Consider the following 16,845-nt stretch of genomic DNA (forward strand, 5'->3'; position numbering starts at 1 on the left):
AGCGGGTACTTCCTCGGGGCAGGCATCGTCAGAGCTCCTCTCATGAGCCCTATCTGACCTGCTGTCACCTCGCCCCGCATGTCGGGGGAACCTCATTCCGGCGAGCAGCCCCGGGTCACGTCGGCCGGGCGGACGATCAGGAAGCACCGCTCGTCCAGCGGCTCGCCGCAGATCTGGCACAGGCGGTGCAGGAAGGCGGTACGGGCCCGCTCGGCGTCGAGACTGCCGAAGGCCGCGTGGCCGCCGTGGATCAGGGACACCCACGGCACCACCAGTCCGCCCGCCAGAGGCCGGCGCGCACAGCGTTGGGGGATCGAGTGCATCGGTACCTTCCTTCGGGGCGGGGGAGGGGGGTAGGGGGTGCTGGGAGCGATGACGCCCGGGCACCAGTTGCCTTTGGTGGAGGACGGTCGGCCGGGCACGGGACGTGCCCGGCCGGAGGTTGGTGGTGAAGGGAAGGGGAAAGACGGTCAGGATCCGGCCTCGGGCCGGTGGCTGGCGACGGCCTGCTGCTCGACCTCGGACAGCTGGTAGCTGCCGTCGTCGGCCTGGCCGAGCGCTTCCAGGAGCAGCAGGTAGGCGGCCTGGAGCCGGTCGGGGGACTCCCACAGGGAGACGTGTGTCATCCGGGCGGTGTCGAACTGCTTGGGCTCGCGGATGGCATCCTCGAACGCGGCGGCGACCTGGGCGAACAGCACGTTGGCCAGACGGTTCTTGGGGAAGCTGGCGGCGGTGTCGGAGGCCGAGTCGTTCTCGGGGTCCTTGGCTCCGAGCAGCAGCGCCACGGTCTGGGTCCGCTGCTTGTCGGCCCACTTGCCGTAGAAGCGGGGCAGGTCCAGCAGGATCTGCTGGGCGAACAGCCGGGCCTCGTCGGGCAGGGTCTTGCCGCGCACCAGCCGCTTGACGAACTCCTGCCTCGGTCCGGCGGCGGCTTTCCAGGCCCGGTTGCACGCCACGATCCGGGCCCGCTCCTCGGCCTTGTGCTCGTCTTCCTCCGTCTTGGGCTTCTTCGGCTGGGCCCGGACCTTGTGGCCGTACGCGGCCGGGTCGGCGCAGTGCCACACCGGCCGGTGCTCCTCGTCCAGCCGGGCGCTGTGGCCGGGGCAGTTCTTGTGGTTGTCCTCGGTGAGCGGGTTGCCCAGCCCGGTGGTGAGCTCCGTCAGGGGATGCGAGGGATCCTTCTCGTAGGACGGCACCCGGCCCAGCAGCGGGATGTTCGCTGCCTTCAGCTCCTCCTCGGCTTTGGCGCGGGCCTGGGCGTCGGCCTGCTCGGCGCGCAGCAGCGCCATCTGCTGGTCCCAGTGGCCGCGCCCGCCGTTGCCCTCGTCATGGTCGCGCTGGAGTGCCCGCATGAGCCGGTCCTCCGCGCCCCGCACGCTGGCGACCTCGGCGAGCTGGGCGGTCTGCTCCAGGTCCATGCCTGCCGCCGCCGTACGGCGCAGGGTGGCGTCGGTGAGATTCTGAGCCGCCTTGGCCTGCTTGGCCGCGTTGCGGCCCACCCCGAGGGCCTTGGCGGCCGTGCGCCGGTCGACGTCACTCATGTCGATCAGGGCGAGTTCCTGGGCCCGCAGCGTGTCCCGCTCACTCATGCCCTCGCGGTGGTCGTTCTCGACCAGGGACAGAAAACGCGTCCAACCGTCGCGGCCGACCAGATCCTCACGCACGTACGCCTTGACCAGCCGTACCGGGCGGCCGTCCTGCTCGGCGGCGGCGTTGGCGGCCTGCGCCGCCTGGGCGCGCCGCCAGCCCTTGAAGACGCTGTAGGTCCCGTCGGGCCGGGGCCGGACGCTGATGGGCTCCTCGACGCCGAGTTCCTTGACGGAGGCGATGAGTTTCTCGTCCGGCTCGGTGTCGTGCTCGCGCGCGTTGCACTCGTCGCGCACCAGCAGTGCCGGGTCGAGCTTGACGACCTGCGGCGTGGCCTCCTCGTGTTCGTCGCTCTTGTCGGTCTGGGTCGAGACGGCGGTAGCCATGCGGCTCTCCTTGTCCTTGCCTCATCGGCGAATTGGCGGGGAACAACCCCTGCAACAAAATAATAGTGTGATATCGCGGGATGTGAATCCACCCCTGACCTGCCGCTTTGTCACTAGTCGCGGTCCCGGCGGGGCGGCAGAGGGAGGGTGCGCCGAGGGTCGAGCCGCACACACCGCTCGCAGTACGCCGTCACGCGGTTGGCGGTGCACTCGCCCCACTGGCATTCGAAGTCCTCGCGCGGCCCGCACAGCAGGCAGCGCCACAGCGCGATCCGGTGCAGTTCGCACGGCTCCCGGCGCCGGCGCCGAGACAGCAACTCAAGAGCGGGGCGGGGACGCTCCAGACGGGCGGGCTCGGCGGCCGGGAAGGACTCCTCCCCGTCGCGCACCCAGCGCGGTGACAGCTCATCGAAGCGCTCGGGCGTGGTGTAGTACGGCTGGCCGGCGGGAGTGAACACCATCGACAGGTGGCCGTCGGAGACGAGTGTCTCCAGGCGGCGGTGGCTGAACTCCCGCATCAGGGAGAGCATCTCGTCCTGGCGCAGGCTCCATGCGTACCCGTAGCGGCGCAGGATCCGCCGCTCGGCGGCCGCCGAGCCGCTCTGGGCGGCGTCAAGTGACTCCACGGCCGCGACGGCGGCGGTCGGGTTGGAGGCCAGTTCGCGTGCTGCGGCCTCGGCGGCCGGGCGGGTGGTGTGGCTGCTGAGCGTGTACCCGTGGAGCCGGTCCACGATCTGGTGCACTCCCTCGTGCTCGGCGGCGGCGTACCGGGCGGGCGGCTGGGGGCGGCGTCGGGGCATGACGGAACTCCATTTGCGCAAGGGTGGAAAGGCCGGGGCGCCGTTGTCCGGCCGGTGTGGCGCGGCGGTCAGCGGGTGGGCATCGGCATGCAGGAGGAGAAGACGTAGTGGCCCAGCTCACGCAGGGCGCCGGCGGTGCGGTCCACGGCCTCGGGGCTGTGGTCGGCGCCGCGGGTGTACGCCTCGATCTCGCTGTTCCAGGTGAACCCTTGGGCGGTGAGGGCTTCTTCGGTTGCAGGCGTGCGGTCGGCGGAGGACCTGGGGGCGGCGACCAGCCCGTGAGCGGGGTCGGGTACGACCAGGAACACCGGTTCTCCTTCCGTCGCGGGCCGCCCGGGTGGGGCGGCCCGCAAGTCAGGGCGGATGGCTGTCAGTCGGTGACGGTGACGGTGTAGTCGGCTTCCAGGACGGCGAGGGCGGCCCGGATCGCGGCGCGGGTTTCGGCGCTCAGCATCGAGTAGGGGAAGTCCAGGGCGCGCACGGCGTCGTCCAGGTGGTCGTCCGGCATCGGCAGCGCGTACCCGCTGCGGTAGAGGGCGACGGCGGTTGCGGTGGCGACGCGGCTGCGGTTGTAGGCGACGGCCTCCTCGGCGCTGATGGCGGTGCCGAACGCTTCCCGGGCGGTGGGCGGCAGAGCGGCGATTCCGGCGGTGAACCGGCGGGCGGGGATGCGCAGACGGGCCGGTCGCAGGGCGCGGCGCAGCGTTCGCAGCATGGCAACTCCGGGAACTGGAGGCGGGGGCGGGGAGGAAGGGGGGCGTCAACCCGGCGAGCGAGACGGTGTGCGGTGACGCCCCGGACAGTATCCATAATAGTGTGATCGAGTGCTGTGTGAACCCGCCCCTGACCTGCGCAACCGTCGTTCTGCTGCGCCGCGTTGCGTGGCGCGATAGGGCTTCTCCTTCGGGCGGGTCGCCGAATTCCCGTTCAGTGAGCGTGTCCGGGCGTGAGTCCGTCGTCCCCGAGGTTGGGCGGAGCGCAGTAGTCGACTCCCGATTCCGGGGAGAGGAGGTCGCCGGATTCGGCGTCGGTGCAGTAGGCGTCGAAGACCTCTCCGGCGGTGAGCGGCTCCAGGCGTCCGCCGTGCAGGCGCCAGCCGCAGACGCGGTCCTGTGTGCTCGGCGCGGTGGTGCGCATGACGAGTCCGCCGGCGCTGTGCGTGGCGATGCCGAGCGCGAGGACGGTGGTGAATTCCAGGGCTTCCGTCTCGTCGAGGCGGGTCGTGCCGTCGGGGTCTTCGTCCGCCTGCAGCACGGCGACGAGTGTCTCGGGCTCGGCCGAAACACTGCAGACGAGGTGGCGGTCGCCCGGGCTGGCGGTACCCAGGATGCGGCTGAGGAGGTGGGAGGCGTGCGAAAAGGCGGCACGTCCGATGTCCTCGCCGCAGGAGCCGCAGGCGCCCAGTTGGGCCAGCACGGTTGTCGCATACTCCCAGGTGGCCTGCCGCACGGCCTCGTCGATCAGGGCCGGGACGAGTTCGGCCAGGGGCTGTCCCTCGTACGGGAGGGTGCATCCGGTGGCGGCCAGTTCGGAGGTGAAGCGGGTGCGGCTGGAGGGGGCGTCCGGTTCCAGGCCGGTGCGGGCGCAGAACTCCGCGTACTCCTCGGGGTCGAAGAGGGCGACCGTGGTGTGGCTGCCCTGGGCGGCGCGGCTCCTGAGCAGGGTTTCGGCCTGCCGCAGGTAGGTCGTGTAGTCGTCGAAGGCGAAGGTGCGGTAGTGCCGCATCGCGGTGAAGTCGTGCTCGTCGGCCAGCAGGCCGATGGTGCCCGCAATCTCTCGGCTCAGGGCGCGTCGCATGGTCTGGTGCTCGGTGTGCGGCATGGGTCCCCCCACGTGTCGGTCGGGGCGTCGGCGGGCGACGGTGACATGTGGCTGCCACCTCGGTGGTGCGGGGCGGGTTACCGGCCCACAATGTCCATAATAGTGTGTTATAGAGATGCGGGAACCCACCTCTGACCTGCTTCTTTCACTCCTGGCGCCCCTGGGCGAATGCGGCCAGCATGGGCACCATGGAGCCGGGGCGGCCGGTTGCTTCGACCTGCACCCATTCCCCGGAGGGGCCGACGACGGCGCACACGGTGTCGGCCTGGACGGGGCCGTGGTCCCCGGACGGCCTGAATGCGCGCTGCCACGCGATCCAGGTGCGGTGGCGCTTCTCCGTGCCCTGGGCCCCGGGGAGTGCGCCGGCTACGGCCTCGGCCACGGCGCGGCGGCTGTCTTCCTCTGCGCCTGCCGCCGTACCGCATGGGGTGGTAGGTGTGCTCGGCGACGCCGAGTGCGGCCTTGGCGGTCTCATAGACCGTGAACAGCTCCCGAGCGGTATTCACGGGCGCGTCCCCCAACGGCCCCGGGGGTGAGGGTCAGGTGGGCGCAGACCAGGATTGTGCCGGAGCGGGCGCCGAGGCAATGCCGTGGTCCGTCAGGTGGCTACGTGCTCGGCTCAGGTCTGCTGGCGTTGTGTGCCTCCGAAGGCCTGCGCTCATGGCGGTGGGGCAGGCCTCCGAGGTCGTGCCGGTCAGTGCAGGTAGCGGAGCATCACCGCGAAGTTGGGGCTGTCGGGGAAGGGCTGGCGGTTGCCGATCTTCTGGTATCCCCACGTCTCGTAGAGAGCCTGCACCTTGGGATGGTCGGGGTCGACCAGGAGCACGGCCAGGGCCTCCGGCCTGTTCTCCAGCAGTGCCGTGTGTAGGCGCTCGGCGGTGCCGGTCTTGCGCCACTTCGGCCGCACCATCAGTTCGGACACGCTGAACGTGGAGTCGTCCGCCGGCGGTTCGGTGAGGTGCTCGCGCCACCACTCGCGGCCCGGGGTGGGCGGGGCACCGTACGCGAAGCCCACGGGTTCGCCGTCGTCGTACCCGATGACGCACGCGAAGCCCGGATTGCCTCCCCAGTGGTCCACGAACCACGGGAACCGCTCGTCGAACTCGGTCATGTCGTAGGCGTAGGCGTCGGCGTGGACGTCAAGGAGGGTTTGCCGGATCTCCGGTAGGTCGTCGTGGCCGTAGTGGCGGAGTTCGACGGTCGCCGTGGTCATGCGGGGGTGCTCCATTCGGTCCGGTAGCGGTCGGTCCACTCGTGCGCGACGCGTGGAGGCGCAAGGGTGATCAGGTCGCGGTGGAAGTCGCCCAGGAGGTGGCGTACGCGGCCGGGGAGCGGGTCACCGGCCATGATCGTGAACACGTCGGCGCTGGTGGCGCATGCCTGTTCGACGTCGCCTTGGTGGAGCTGGGCAAGGGCGAGGCGCGCGGTGGTGTGCGCGCGGTTGCGTCGATAGGTGTCCGGCAGGGCGCCGAGAGCCCGGTACGAGGCTGCCTCGGCCTCCGCCGGGTCGCCGACGACGTCCCGGACGATGGCGGTGAGTGAGTACAGCTCAGCGGGCCCGTAGAAGGTGATCCAGGGTGGGCGCGGGTCTGTCATGTGGACCTTGTCTAGGGCGTCTTCGGCGCGGCCGAGGGAGCGCAGGGCCGTCCTCCGGTCTCCCGCGTGCGCGAGGCTGATCGCGGTCCGGGCGTGTGCGAGGGATGCATGCAGAGCAGAGCGGCGGGCGATGGTGGTTGTCTGCATGGCCTGTGCGGCGGCGACGGCTTCGCCGAACTCTTTCTCCTGGCGGGCGAGCATGGCCCGCAGGTTCCAGACCTGCATGGTCATATCCGGGTCCTGGGACATTCCGGCGAGGGTCAGGGCGCGGTCCAGGTGCCGACCAGCGGCATGGAGCTGTCCCGCGTCGATCATCGACCATGCCGCAGTGGAGACGAAATCGGATGCGACGGCGTACAGGCGTTGGCGCACGCGCTGCGTGGCCGAGCGGCGTTGGAGACTCAGGGCCTCGTCGGCTCCGGCCAGGGCTGCGCGTTCGAGGGCGGTGTGTCCTCCGCGTTCGGCGTCGAGCTGGACGAGGGTTTCCACCTTGTCACGGAGTCGGATGACGTCGGATGTGCCGACGCGTTGCGGGCGCGAGTTCGGGGCGGCGATGAGGGGGACGGCGACGGCGGCGGTGGCCGCGCCGACGAACCGGCGGCGGTGCACTGGGGGGTCCTCCGAGGGTGATGCTGGGGGTAATGGGGTGGTCTTGGGTTTCCCCCGAGGCACGAACCCTAGGTCGGTGATGGGCAGGCCGGTGACCCGTTCGAGCGCGATGCGTTGGCGTGCCTGGGGCCACCGGTTCTCGCCGGACAGCCACCGGAACGCGGTCCGCTCGGACGTGTTACCGGGGCGGCCGGTGAAGTCGCGAATGGCCTCGTTCACGGCGTCGACCAACTCTCTGACCGACATGCCGTGACGATCAATCCAGGCGGCTAAGGGCTCGTTTCTGGTCTCCGCCATGCGCTCACGGTAGGGCGTACGGGCCGTCACGGACAGTAAAGAGCACGCCAATTCGTCAGTCTGCGCGCAGGCGTCCCGAGCGATTTCGTCATACCTGCGGCGCGGTGACTGTGGGTTAGCTGTTGTGTACGGCCCCGTTCGCGCTTCCGTTCCCCACGGGCGCGGGCGGGGCACCGAACACGACTGTGAGCGCGAGGCAATCGACATGACGACGCGCAGCACAAACTCCCACCCCATGCCGGGCCTGGTGGACGCTCCCACCATCGACCGCGACCGGCTGACGGATCGGCAGCGCGCGGGTACGTCGTGCGTCTGGTGTGCCGGTACCGCGTCACCGAGGTACCCCGTCGGCGACCTGTTCGCGTGTGAGCCGTGCGCGGCGATGTACGGCGTCCCGGCGGTGACCTCGTGAGGCGGCAGCCCGATGACTCCGGGTTCATCCTGGCCGTTGAGCGCTGGACGCCCGAGGACTGGCAGGAGTACCGGGACCGCGTGGCCGATGGCGAGGGTTCAGTGGCGGCGATCGACGCGATCACCCGCCGTCGCCGTCGGCCGTCGCGGGAAGGGACCCGCCCGGCGGCGGAGGCGTCCAAGTGACCGCCCCGACGGAGCGCCGCGCGGCGGTCGGTGATCTGGTCCGCGACACCGCCCGGGGCTGTGAGGCCGTGCTGACGGACGTGAAGGCGGGTGTTCCATGCCTGCGCCCCCGGCATGACGGGAGCCTCGTGGAGCCATGGCCGACGACGTGGGCGGCCATAGAACTGGTTGCCCGGCGCGGCACCTGGGGCGATCAGTGACCGGCCGTACGGGAACGGGCAGGCACCGACGATTAGGCCCGAGCGATGACGGCCGGACGGCGGGGGCTCTTTTCCTGACGGCAAACGTGCTCGGCGTCGTCCTGTCGGGCATGCAGGTGCTTCAGGCCCGAGCGCTCCCGGCTGCCGTCGAGCAGCCGGACCGTCCGCCGGCGGACGCGAGCCCGGACCGGCCCGCCCCCCAGGTAGACCGGTACGGCACCCGCCTACCGCTCCCACGCCCATAGACCGCCGGCAGGGCCCGAGATGACGTCACGGCCCCCTCGGGTCCTGCCGGTCACCACTCCGTCCCCGGGTCGTGGCCCCTCCCACGACCGGCCAGCGGTCCGGGACGGCCGAAAGCTCCCGCGCGGTAATGGCCCAGGCAAGACCGGCCGCGCGGGACCCGGGGAGCCGCCCCCTCCCCAGCCGCCCGCCCGGCTTCTCTGCACCCGGGCGGGCGGCACCCGCCCGGCACTTCTGACCGCCGAGGAGAAGACCCATGAACGGCGCCTTACCGCAGCCCGCCGACCTGTTCACGCTCAGCGCCGACCGCATACACCGCGCCGCCGCCGGCCTGTGGCCCGATGAGCCGCTGACGCTCGGCGACCACGTTCCCTCCGTCACCGGCTACGTGCACCGCGTCCACGTCGGCGACCGGGACGTGTTCGCGAAGGACTCGATCCTTGGCCTGTCCCTCGTCTCCGTGCTGCGCGGCATGGCCGGTGACCGGGACAGGGTCCGTGCAGCGCAGGCCGCCTACGCCACCTCTCCCAGCTCGCTGCTCGCGCGGGAGGCCGCCCAGCTCCGCGCCCTGGATGCGGCCGGGGTCCGGGTCGGTAGGTGCGCCGGCTACGCGGGCGGGGTGCTGTTCACCGAGCCCGTCACCGGCCCGACCCTGGCCGACCTGATCATCAAAGAGCCGGCTCGGACCTGTGACCTGCTCACCGCTGCCGTGACTGCCCTTGATGGTCTTCAACGTCCGCAGGTGGCCGTGCAGGTCGACGCCGCACCGATCCCTGAGCGCAGCATCGACGGCACGTTCCGCCGCAAGTTCAACGGCGTCTCCGGCCGTCTCTACGTCAAACGTCTCGGCCTTGACCGCCTTGAGGAGCGGACCCGGCAAGGTGTCGCCGCGATGGTCGGCGTGGTCGTGGCCCGACTGTTGAAGCTCCGTCTCACCCCTCCGGTCGGCCCCACCGTGATCGTCTACGGCGATCTGAAACCAGAGCACATCCTGTGGCCCGACGGTCCCGCAGAGGCGCCGGTGTTCATCGATCCCGGCCTAGCTCGCGGACCCGCGCACCACGACACCGCGAAACTGGTCTCCCGCACGTTCCTCGCGCTGATCGCCGCCCCGCACCTGGACGGCCCCGCCGCCACAGTGGTCGACGGGATCGCGGCGTTCGTGGACGGACACACGCGCACCCTGCGCGGCCCCATGCGCGGCTTGTGGCTGCGCCGCCTGCTCGTGACGTGGCTGATGGACACAGTGAACATCCTCTCCACCTACCTCACCGCACCCGCCACGCTGCCCCTGCCCGAGCACGCCCAAGCCGTCATCGACCAGACAGAGACGCTGTGCACGCTGCTGGACCTCGTGAGCGCCCCCCTCGCGGCCGGAACCCACCCGGATGCAGCCTGGCGGCTCGCCCTGCGGACCGTGACCCGGGCGGCGGCCCGGTGACCGGCCTCACGATCGGCATCGTCGGCGCCGGCGCGGTCGGCCAGACCGTCGCCGCGCTCCTCGTCGGCGAGCCGTGGTGTGACCGGCTGCTGATCACCTCCCGCACGGCCGAGAGTGCCGCCGGTCTTGTCGCTGATCTGGGCGACATGGCCCACGTCGTCCACGCCGGCACCCGGGTGCGAGCGGTCACCGTCGCCGAGTTGGACCAGGCGGACGCCGTGGTGATGTGCCCCCGAGCCATGTTCACCAACACCGCCACCCGCAACGTGCGCATGGCCGGGCTCGCCACGAACGCCCCGCTGATCGCCGAACTCGCCCGTGCTTTCGCCGGCTACAGGCGCCCCGTCGTCATGGTCACCAACCCCGTGGACTTGCTTTCACGTCTGTTCGCCACGATCAGCGGCGCCCCCACGTACGGGATCGGGTCGGCGACCGACACCGCCCGCTACCGCGCCGCCCTCGCCGCCCATCACCGCGTGCCCGTCTCGGCCGTGGACGGCTATGTGATCGGCGAACACGGAGACGGCGCGGTCATCTGCGCTTCCACCACCACCGTTCACGGAGCCCCGTGCACCGTACCCCTGGACCTGGTCCGCGCCGAACTCGCCGAACGCCCACGCCGGATCAACGCCGGGATCGGCCGCACCCGCCACGGCCCGGCCGCCGCCGTCCTGTCCGCCCTGCGCAAGCTCCTGGACGTCGAGGACGGAACCGACGTGCTGTCCGTCAACCGGGCGGGCGTGTGGCTCGGAATCCGGTTGCAGATCCGCGCCGGCCGCCCGACCGTTCAGCCCCTGGAGCTGGATGCGCACGAGACAGCGGACCTGCTGACGGCCCGGACCAAGCTCGAAGCCGCCTACCGCACCATCAGCCATCACGAAGGAGTCTCAGCGTGCCTCTGACCGCAACCCGTATTCACGCCGACATCGCAACCGTCACGGTCGCCAGTCTGACGCCGGCCGTCACCGAGTGGTCGGTCCGCTACTTCGGCCCCTGGTGGAACGCCGCTGCCGCCGACGACGCTGGCCCCGGCGCTCTCTCGGACGGCGGCGGCCTGGTCCTCGCCGACGTCGACCCCGCCCGCGTGGACGACATCACCGCCCTCGTCACCGACTACGGCCACGAAGAGACCACCTACGCGAACGCCCGCACCCTCGTTGCCCGCCAGGACGGCATCACGTACGCGGTGCAGCCGGGTGAGCGGGTCGGCTACCAGGCCGAGGGCCGCCGCCTGGTCATTGTCGGCGACGAGCCCGAGCCGGTCGCCGTTGCCGCCGCCCGCCTCGCACGCGAACTCGTCCGCGGCCAGCTTCTCGCCGACGGCTGGACTGTCCTGCACGCTTCCGCGGCAACCCACAACGGGGACGCTGTCCTGACCCTGGGCGACAAGGGCGCAGGCAAGACCACTGCCGCTCTCCTACTCGCTCTGGACGGCTGGGGCCTGCTCGCCAATGACCGCGTCTTCGTCCGCCCCGAAGCGGACGGCCGGGTGCGGGTGCTGCCGTGGCCGTCGGCCGCCGCGCTCGGCCTCGGCCTTCTCGACGCCACCGGCCTGTACGACCGGGTACGGGAAAGGGTGCTCGCCGGCGGACAGCTCCACCCCACCCAGCACCCCACGGTGACGCAGGCCCTCAAGGACGGCCGTCGCGAGCCGCTTTGGCGTGAGGACGGAAAGGAGCGGAAGCCCCAGCTCTTCCCTGATCAGCTCGCATCCTGGCTCGGTCTCACCCTGGCCACCGAAGCCCGCGCGGCCGGGCTCCTCTTCCCGACGATGAGCCCCGATGCGATCCCGGCTCTCGTGGAGAACGAGCGGACGCTCACCGACGGAGACGTATTCGACCAGACGACCGAGGACCGCTACCCCGACATCTTCGGCCTGACACCCACCGCCGTGACCGGCACTCAGGCCCTGGCCGAACGCCTTGCCCGGCTGCCGCGCCGATCGCTGGTCCTCAGCCACGACACCGACGCGTCCGCCGCGCTGCTGACCAAGACCGCTGAGGAGATCACCGTCACTCTGTGAACCCGTCCCACAGGCCGGCGTCCGACTCCACTTCAAGGAGTCGGGCGCCGGCTGTGCTCGGCAGTCCGCTGGCGCAACGTCTCCGCCTCGGTGTATGCCTCCCGAACCTCCTCCTGCGCCGTGTCGGTGGCCCCCTCGGCCTCAACTCGGCTGCGCTTGGTGCACTCGTATTCCTCACGTGCCGCGGCGGGTTGGCCGGGCGGCCCGAACGCCCCGGCTCCGGCCCGCGAGCCGGCGTGCTGGGCCACTGCTGCCCTCGACGTCCTGGCTGCGGCAACGCTGCGTCTACCGGCCCCGCAGTCAGGCGGCCACGGTGGCCCGCCGCTCGGGGTGGGCCCTCAGGCTTTCCTCGAGCACGCGAAGGTCGTCGCGCTGCGCGACGTGGGCGGCGCGACCGACACAGGGGGCGGTGGGCGCAGTCGTCGGGGTAGAGGGTCAGAGGCTGCCCCGGTAGCCGGTGCGGCTTGCGGTGAGCCGCGGCAGGTCGGGGGCGGTGGACTGGTGGAAGGCGTTGACCGGTCCCAGGCAGGCGCGGATGGCCGTGAACTGGTCCCAGTAGTGGGGGCGGTGGGTGCCGGTGACGTGCACCCTGCCTCGCATTGCCCCGCCCAACTCGAACACGACGGCGTCTGCCTGGCGGGGCCGGCGGTGGCGCGCACGGTGCCGGCGGGCGTGTCGATGGTCAGGCTCGGGCGGGTCATGGGCTGCGGGCTCCTCGGCGGTTCGGTTCGGTGGGCGGGGGCCTGCCGCCCCGCGCTCGCCGAAGGGGAGGGCGCGGGCGTCGGGGCGGCAGTCTTCGGCCAGTGGCGCGCTGGCCGGGTTGCCGTCCCCCGCCCCGGGAGCCTGGGGCGGGGGACGGCGCCTTTGGGCTACGCCTCCTTGGGCTGTTTGTGGCGGCGGAGGGTGCCCCGGTCGGTCAGGGACACCTCTCGTCCGCACGGGCACTGGGCGTAGCGGCGGCCGTGCAGGCGGAAGAACTTCGGCCCGGTGGCGCTGGCGTTGACGGTGCGGGCGGTGCCGGGGACGGGCGTGGTGTTGGTGCAGTAGCCGTCCGGCGTGACGGCGGGCGTGTCAGCCACGGGGGCTCTCCTCATCGAATGTCGTGGAGCTGGGGCAGGACGGGCGCGGGGTATGCCTCGCGTTGCGGGGCGGCGACGCCGGGGCAGGGAGTGACGGCATGCTGGAGCTCGGCGGCGTCCATGGGGTGCAGCCATCCGTCGTGCACGGTCCAGGCGCAGGCGCGGGGGTGGGGCTCGGAGGCCGTGGTGGCCACCAGGACGGCATGCCGGACGGTGCTGCCCTCCAGCGCGAACACCAACAGCGTGCGCAGCGCGCAGTAGTCGTCTTCGTCCAGCACGGCCAGGCGCAGCGGGGCGGTGCCGACGGACAGGTCGGCCTGTCCCCGGACGAACGTGTCGTCGGTGCGCTCGGCCACGAGGTTGATCGTGTGCTCGCCGTCGCCGAGTGCCTGAATCAGGGCGGCAAGCGCGGTCAGGGAGCGGCGCATGGCGGCCGCGATGGCGGCATCGTCGGGGCGGGTGAGCTCCGGGCGTGCGGGCATGACGCATCACTCCTTGCTGGTGGCTGGCCGGGGCGTTGCTCCTCTCCCCGCGGAGCGGGGTGCTCCGGGCTGCGCCCGGAGCCAGTGGGCGGCTCGCTGCGCTCGCCGGTCGGGTCCCCTGCGCTGCGCTACGGGGACCGGTGGGCACGCGGCCTGCTGCGCAGCCGCGCTGTGCGGCAGGGGCGGGGCGGGCGCGCTCCGCGCTCCCTGGCATAGGTGGGGGAGCGCTGCGCGCTCGGGGCGCCGTGGGGCCCGCGCGGGCCGGGTGGGTGGGGGGAAGGCCCCGGCCCGCGCGGGGGCTTCGGTCAGCCGTGCGCGGCGGCGGCCGTGAGGGCGGGCACCGCGAGCGCTTCCAGGGCGGCGGCCTGGTCGGCGTCGTTGAGGGTCTGCGCGGTGGAAGTGACGGCCTGCATCACGCCCCCGGCGGTCATCTGACCGCCCCGGATGAAGTGGGCAAGGATCATGTCCTTGGCCTCGGCGCCGATGCTGAGCGTCTTGGTGACGTGCTCGATCGTCTTCGTCGGCTCGGACAGCTCCTTACCGGCTGCCGCCTCCAGCTGCGACACCTTCGCCTCGACGTACTCCCGCGACAGGAAGGTACGCACGGCGTCGGCGGTCTTCGACGTGATCAGCTCCAGCGTCTTGCGCTGCGTCTGCCCCGACCACGACACAACGCCCTCGTCCTGCTTGCCCCCGAGGTGCACGGCGCGCATGACGTCCTGGGCCATGGTCAGGCCGTTGCGGCACACCTGGACGACGGCACGCGGGGTGATGGTGTACGCCCCCGCACCGACCTCGCTGTTGGTGATGACGAAACCGGCCGAGATCATCGGCAGTTCGTCACCGCTGCGCCCGTCGAACGGGGAGCGGTAGCCGCGCAGCAGCGCGCGGGCCTGGATCGCCACGGCCTCGGACTCCACCCGCACGTACATGCGCCGGTCGGTGAGGTCGCAGCCGGTCACCTGCGTGGGGTGGCCGGACTGCTGGACCCCGTCCAGGGCGGCCAAGAGCATGTCGAAGTTGTCCATCAGCTTGTAGCTGTCGGACAGCAGCGCGCGGGCCACGCCCTCGGCCGGCGGGGTACCGGGGGCGTTGTCGCCACGGAACGCGCGGAGCATGAATCGGCGTTCCGGCTCCTGCCGCATCCACGCGTTGACGTTCTCGTCCAGGAGCGGGACGTTCTCGGCGCGCATGCGGCGCAGGTAGGCCAGCGGGATGCGGAGCTTGTCTGCGATCCCCTCATCGGCCACGGCGGTGGGCCGGTAGATGCCGTCGACCTCGGTCACCCCGTCCTCCGTGATCAGGGACTCCACGCCTTCGACGTGCACGTTGCCCTCACGGAACCGCAGCGCGGACGCGGAAACGACCACGTCCAGCTTCCGGCGCTGCTGGTCCTCCAGGATGCGGACCAGGTCCGACAGGTCGGCGTTACGGGCGCCGGTGGGGGCGACGTTCGCGGCGCGCTCGGCGAACTGCTGAGTCATGCGGTGTTCCCCTTCGTTGTTGGCTTCTGCGGGTCGGGAGGCGGGGCCACCGCCTCCCGACAACTTCAATAATAGTGTGTTTCAGGGGTGAGTGAACCCACCCCTGACCTGCACACTCAGAACCACGTGCGGTGCTCGGCCAACGGCGTCAGACTCTGCCGCCGCACGTTCGAGATCACCGGCGCCGACACGACACCGCGCACCTCGCACAGGTCGTAGCGCAACTCAGGCGCCTCGCCGAACGGGTCGGCGTGCGCATGGATCGCGCCGACCCAATACGCACCGTGACGCTGCGTCAGACTGCCGTGATACCTCACCTTCTGCCACAGCACCGGTCCTGCGTGCTGCGGGTCCAGACTTCGCGCAACCGCGAGCACCAGCTGATCCGCCACCCGCTCGGACATCAGCAGAACGAACGCGCGCGCGACCGTGTCACGGTCCACCGGCACATCAGCCATGGCCGGGCCCGTGTGCCCTGTGCGCACACCCATCGCCCAACCCAACTCGAAGAACGGCCGGACCATGTCCAACTGCTCGCGCGGCACCCTCAGCGCCTCCGGGTCACTCTCGCTGCGCGCCAACTCCCGCAGCGCGTAACCCGCCTGTTCCCGCTCTGCCACCGTAAGCGGTGCCCGGCCTCCTCGGCCAGCTCCGCAATCCGCGTGTCCTCCATGACTTCCCCTGCTCCTCTCGGTGATGCCGGACGGAAGGGGGCGCCCCAGTCCGGGGCGCCCCGGGGCGGATTACTTCAGGAACCCGCGCGACCGAAGGAACTCGGCGGTGATGTGCGCGACTCCACGGGGCTTGTAGATCTGCGGGAATCGCCGCATCTCGATCTCAGTCCGCCCCTTCTCGTCCGGCTCGATGAGTTCGTGAACGAGCCGGTAAGAACCGTCACCCATGGGCATTTCCAGCACGATGGGACCGACCTTGGTGTCGAAGCGAATTCCGGTGTAATTCGCGTCGGTGTTGTGAACGATCTTCGCCCCGGCCCGCTGGCACAGCAGGGGCAGGAAGTTCGCGATCGTGCGGGCCTGAATGGCAAGGCCGCTCATGGGAGCGTCCTTGCCGCCGCGCACCCGCCGGACGACTCCGTCAGAGATCTGGATTTCCACGTCTTTCCCCTTCATTGGCTTCTTGCGGTTCCCGGGGGTCGCCTCCCCCAGGACTTCAAATAATAGTGGATATGATGGGCGGAGGGAAGCCCTGTTGCACCCCGCGTTGCGCTAGATGTTGCGCCATGATGTTGCGCTAGAGGTTGCGCTAGAGGTTGCACCCCATGACGGCCGGCTTCCGGGTCTTCCCTGGTCAAAGGTCATCTGGTGCGTGGTCGGTTTGCTGACATCCCCTCTGCTGCCGCTCTGCCCTGCCCTGTTGAGAAAAATGAGGGTGGGGGAGGGCGGGGTGTGGGCGGTGCGGGCGGCCTCGGGGATGGGGACGGCCTGGTGTGTGTTGCGCGTCGGCTCCGCCGCCGCGCTGGCCTGCGGCGCCGGGAGCGGCCGGGTTGGGCCCGGATGGGTGTGGCGGCGGGATGGGGCTGCTGACGAGGCTGGATCTGGGGTCGCCCACGCTCGGCGTGGGCTACTGGCCAAAGTTTGCCGGGAATAATGCAACGGGCGTAATCTCGATTCCAGTTGGGAATAGGCAGAGAATTGAAGGGCAGTCAGGTTTTCCCACTCATGCGGACGCTAAGCAGTTCACTTGAGCGTTTGCACTCCTAGGACTGGTCGAGCGTTCCGAGGTTGTCGCTATCCAGATTTCAGAGGTGGCAGGCACTCATTCCAGTCTCTATCCAAGAACCAGTTTGAAGCACCGAGAGCCGGGGCGCTTGCTGCACCCCTCGGAGTGGCGCGTTGCTTCGGCCGAACCGCCCCACCCCCCGCCTTCTTACTGCTGCGTCAGGGCCGCGCGGAGCGTGGCCCGTTGCCTCGCACGCGTGCGAGGCCTTGCGGCCAGAGCGCAGCGGCGGCCGCAAGCGGCCCGGCTCTGCCAGGCCGCTCCGCGTAGCGGAAGGAGCGTCAACCTGACCGCGCAGCGGTCAGGTTGAGCGGGGAGCGCAGCGAGCCGCTCCGCTCCCGCGGAGCGGGAGCGGAACACCCGCGCGCAGCGCGGGTGTTCGGTGTGTTCGGAAGATCACACCTCTTGAATACACTCACGAAAGATTAGATCATTTTTTTGGTGTTTTTGTTTTTAAGTTTGG

General features: G+C 70.8%; 21 protein-coding genes. 6 read left to right on the top strand and 15 right to left on the bottom strand.

The features are described 5' to 3' along the window. Positions 1–92: 92 nt before the first annotated feature. From ACWC2T_RS44160 to ACWC2T_RS44200, 9 genes are all read right to left on the bottom strand, one after another. Complete coding sequence (locus ACWC2T_RS44160; RefSeq protein WP_450675938.1) at positions 93–323, bottom strand: hypothetical protein; 231 nt, start codon at positions 321–323, stop codon at positions 93–95. Between the two features lie 147 nt (positions 324–470). Beyond that, positions 471–1,973, bottom strand: coding sequence for a ParB/RepB/Spo0J family partition protein (locus tag ACWC2T_RS44165; RefSeq protein WP_450675939.1), 1,503 nt, complete (start codon positions 1,971–1,973; stop codon positions 471–473). A gap of 113 nt (positions 1,974–2,086) precedes the next feature. Continuing rightward, entirely contained in the window at positions 2,087–2,773 is a 687-nt protein-coding gene (locus tag ACWC2T_RS44170; RefSeq protein ID WP_450675940.1) for a hypothetical protein, read from the bottom strand. Between the two features lie 68 nt (positions 2,774–2,841). Beyond that, positions 2,842–3,081 (bottom strand): hypothetical protein, encoded by a 240-nt coding sequence (locus ACWC2T_RS44175; protein WP_450675941.1) that lies wholly within the window; start codon positions 3,079–3,081, stop codon positions 2,842–2,844. Positions 3,082–3,143: 62 nt separating this feature from the next. After that, the gene (locus tag ACWC2T_RS44180; protein WP_450675942.1) at positions 3,144–3,488 is read right to left on the bottom strand and encodes a hypothetical protein; all 345 of its coding nucleotides are present in this window, start codon (positions 3,486–3,488) and stop codon (positions 3,144–3,146) included. Between the two features lie 212 nt (positions 3,489–3,700). Next, positions 3,701–4,594, bottom strand: coding sequence for a hypothetical protein (locus ACWC2T_RS44185; protein WP_450675943.1), 894 nt, complete (start codon positions 4,592–4,594; stop codon positions 3,701–3,703). A gap of 145 nt (positions 4,595–4,739) precedes the next feature. Next, positions 4,740–4,976, bottom strand: coding sequence for a hypothetical protein (locus ACWC2T_RS44190; RefSeq protein WP_450675944.1), 237 nt, complete (start codon positions 4,974–4,976; stop codon positions 4,740–4,742). 312 nt (positions 4,977–5,288) lie between these two features. Further along, positions 5,289–5,807: an N-acetyltransferase family protein gene (locus ACWC2T_RS44195; RefSeq protein WP_450675945.1), complete on the bottom strand. Its 519-nt coding sequence runs from the start codon at positions 5,805–5,807 to the stop codon at positions 5,289–5,291. Continuing rightward, positions 5,804–7,045 (bottom strand): hypothetical protein, encoded by a 1,242-nt coding sequence (locus tag ACWC2T_RS44200; RefSeq protein WP_450675946.1) that lies wholly within the window; start codon positions 7,043–7,045, stop codon positions 5,804–5,806. Before ACWC2T_RS44200 ends, ACWC2T_RS44195 begins: the two co-directional genes overlap by 4 nt. Before the next feature lie 256 nt (positions 7,046–7,301). On the opposite strand from ACWC2T_RS44200, the gene ACWC2T_RS44205 reads away from it, so the two are divergent. From ACWC2T_RS44205 to ACWC2T_RS44230, 6 genes are all read left to right on the top strand, one after another. After that, on the top strand, positions 7,302–7,508 hold the full coding sequence (locus tag ACWC2T_RS44205) for a hypothetical protein (protein WP_450675947.1): 207 nt from the start codon (positions 7,302–7,304) through the stop codon (positions 7,506–7,508). Beyond that, positions 7,505–7,693 carry a hypothetical protein gene (locus tag ACWC2T_RS44210; RefSeq protein ID WP_450675948.1) on the top strand — a complete coding sequence of 63 codons (189 nt, stop codon included), beginning with the start codon at positions 7,505–7,507 and terminating at the stop codon, positions 7,691–7,693. Before ACWC2T_RS44205 ends, ACWC2T_RS44210 begins: the two co-directional genes overlap by 4 nt. Then, positions 7,690–7,893 (top strand): hypothetical protein, encoded by a 204-nt coding sequence (locus ACWC2T_RS44215; protein ID WP_450675949.1) that lies wholly within the window; start codon positions 7,690–7,692, stop codon positions 7,891–7,893. Before ACWC2T_RS44210 ends, ACWC2T_RS44215 begins: the two co-directional genes overlap by 4 nt. A gap of 499 nt (positions 7,894–8,392) precedes the next feature. Beyond that, positions 8,393–9,577 (top strand): phosphotransferase, encoded by a 1,185-nt coding sequence (locus tag ACWC2T_RS44220; RefSeq protein ID WP_450675950.1) that lies wholly within the window; start codon positions 8,393–8,395, stop codon positions 9,575–9,577. Beyond that, complete coding sequence (locus ACWC2T_RS44225) at positions 9,574–10,479, top strand: lactate/malate family dehydrogenase (protein WP_450675951.1); 906 nt, start codon at positions 9,574–9,576, stop codon at positions 10,477–10,479. The genes ACWC2T_RS44220 and ACWC2T_RS44225 overlap by 4 nt, the downstream gene beginning before the upstream one ends. Beyond that, positions 10,470–11,600 carry a hypothetical protein gene (locus tag ACWC2T_RS44230; RefSeq protein WP_450675952.1) on the top strand — a complete coding sequence of 377 codons (1,131 nt, stop codon included), beginning with the start codon at positions 10,470–10,472 and terminating at the stop codon, positions 11,598–11,600. Before ACWC2T_RS44225 ends, ACWC2T_RS44230 begins: the two co-directional genes overlap by 10 nt. 435 nt (positions 11,601–12,035) lie before the next feature. On the opposite strand, the gene ACWC2T_RS44235 is transcribed toward ACWC2T_RS44230, so the two are convergent. The 6 genes from ACWC2T_RS44235 to ACWC2T_RS44260 all read right to left on the bottom strand — a co-directional run bounded on the left by ACWC2T_RS44235 (position 12,036) and on the right by ACWC2T_RS44260 (position 15,760). Continuing rightward, complete coding sequence (locus ACWC2T_RS44235; protein ID WP_450675953.1) at positions 12,036–12,200, bottom strand: hypothetical protein; 165 nt, start codon at positions 12,198–12,200, stop codon at positions 12,036–12,038. Positions 12,201–12,469: 269 nt separating this feature from the next. After that, positions 12,470–12,679 (bottom strand): hypothetical protein, encoded by a 210-nt coding sequence (locus tag ACWC2T_RS44240; protein ID WP_450675954.1) that lies wholly within the window; start codon positions 12,677–12,679, stop codon positions 12,470–12,472. Positions 12,680–12,690: 11 nt separating this feature from the next. Next, positions 12,691–13,161, bottom strand: a complete 471-nt coding sequence (locus tag ACWC2T_RS44245; protein WP_450675955.1) for a hypothetical protein — start codon at positions 13,159–13,161, stop codon at positions 12,691–12,693. A gap of 305 nt (positions 13,162–13,466) precedes the next feature. Then, on the bottom strand, positions 13,467–14,645 hold the full coding sequence (locus ACWC2T_RS44250; protein WP_450675956.1) for a DUF932 domain-containing protein: 1,179 nt from the start codon (positions 14,643–14,645) through the stop codon (positions 13,467–13,469). Positions 14,646–14,761: 116 nt separating this feature from the next. Then, positions 14,762–15,265, bottom strand: a complete 504-nt coding sequence (locus tag ACWC2T_RS44255; RefSeq protein WP_450675957.1) for a hypothetical protein — start codon at positions 15,263–15,265, stop codon at positions 14,762–14,764. Positions 15,266–15,388: 123 nt separating this feature from the next. Beyond that, a complete protein-coding gene (locus ACWC2T_RS44260; RefSeq protein WP_450675958.1) occupies positions 15,389–15,760 on the bottom strand; it encodes a hypothetical protein in 372 nt (123 codons plus the stop codon). Positions 15,761–16,845 lie beyond the last annotated feature (1,085 nt).

Source organism: Streptomyces sp. NPDC001393, from assembly GCF_053597455.1.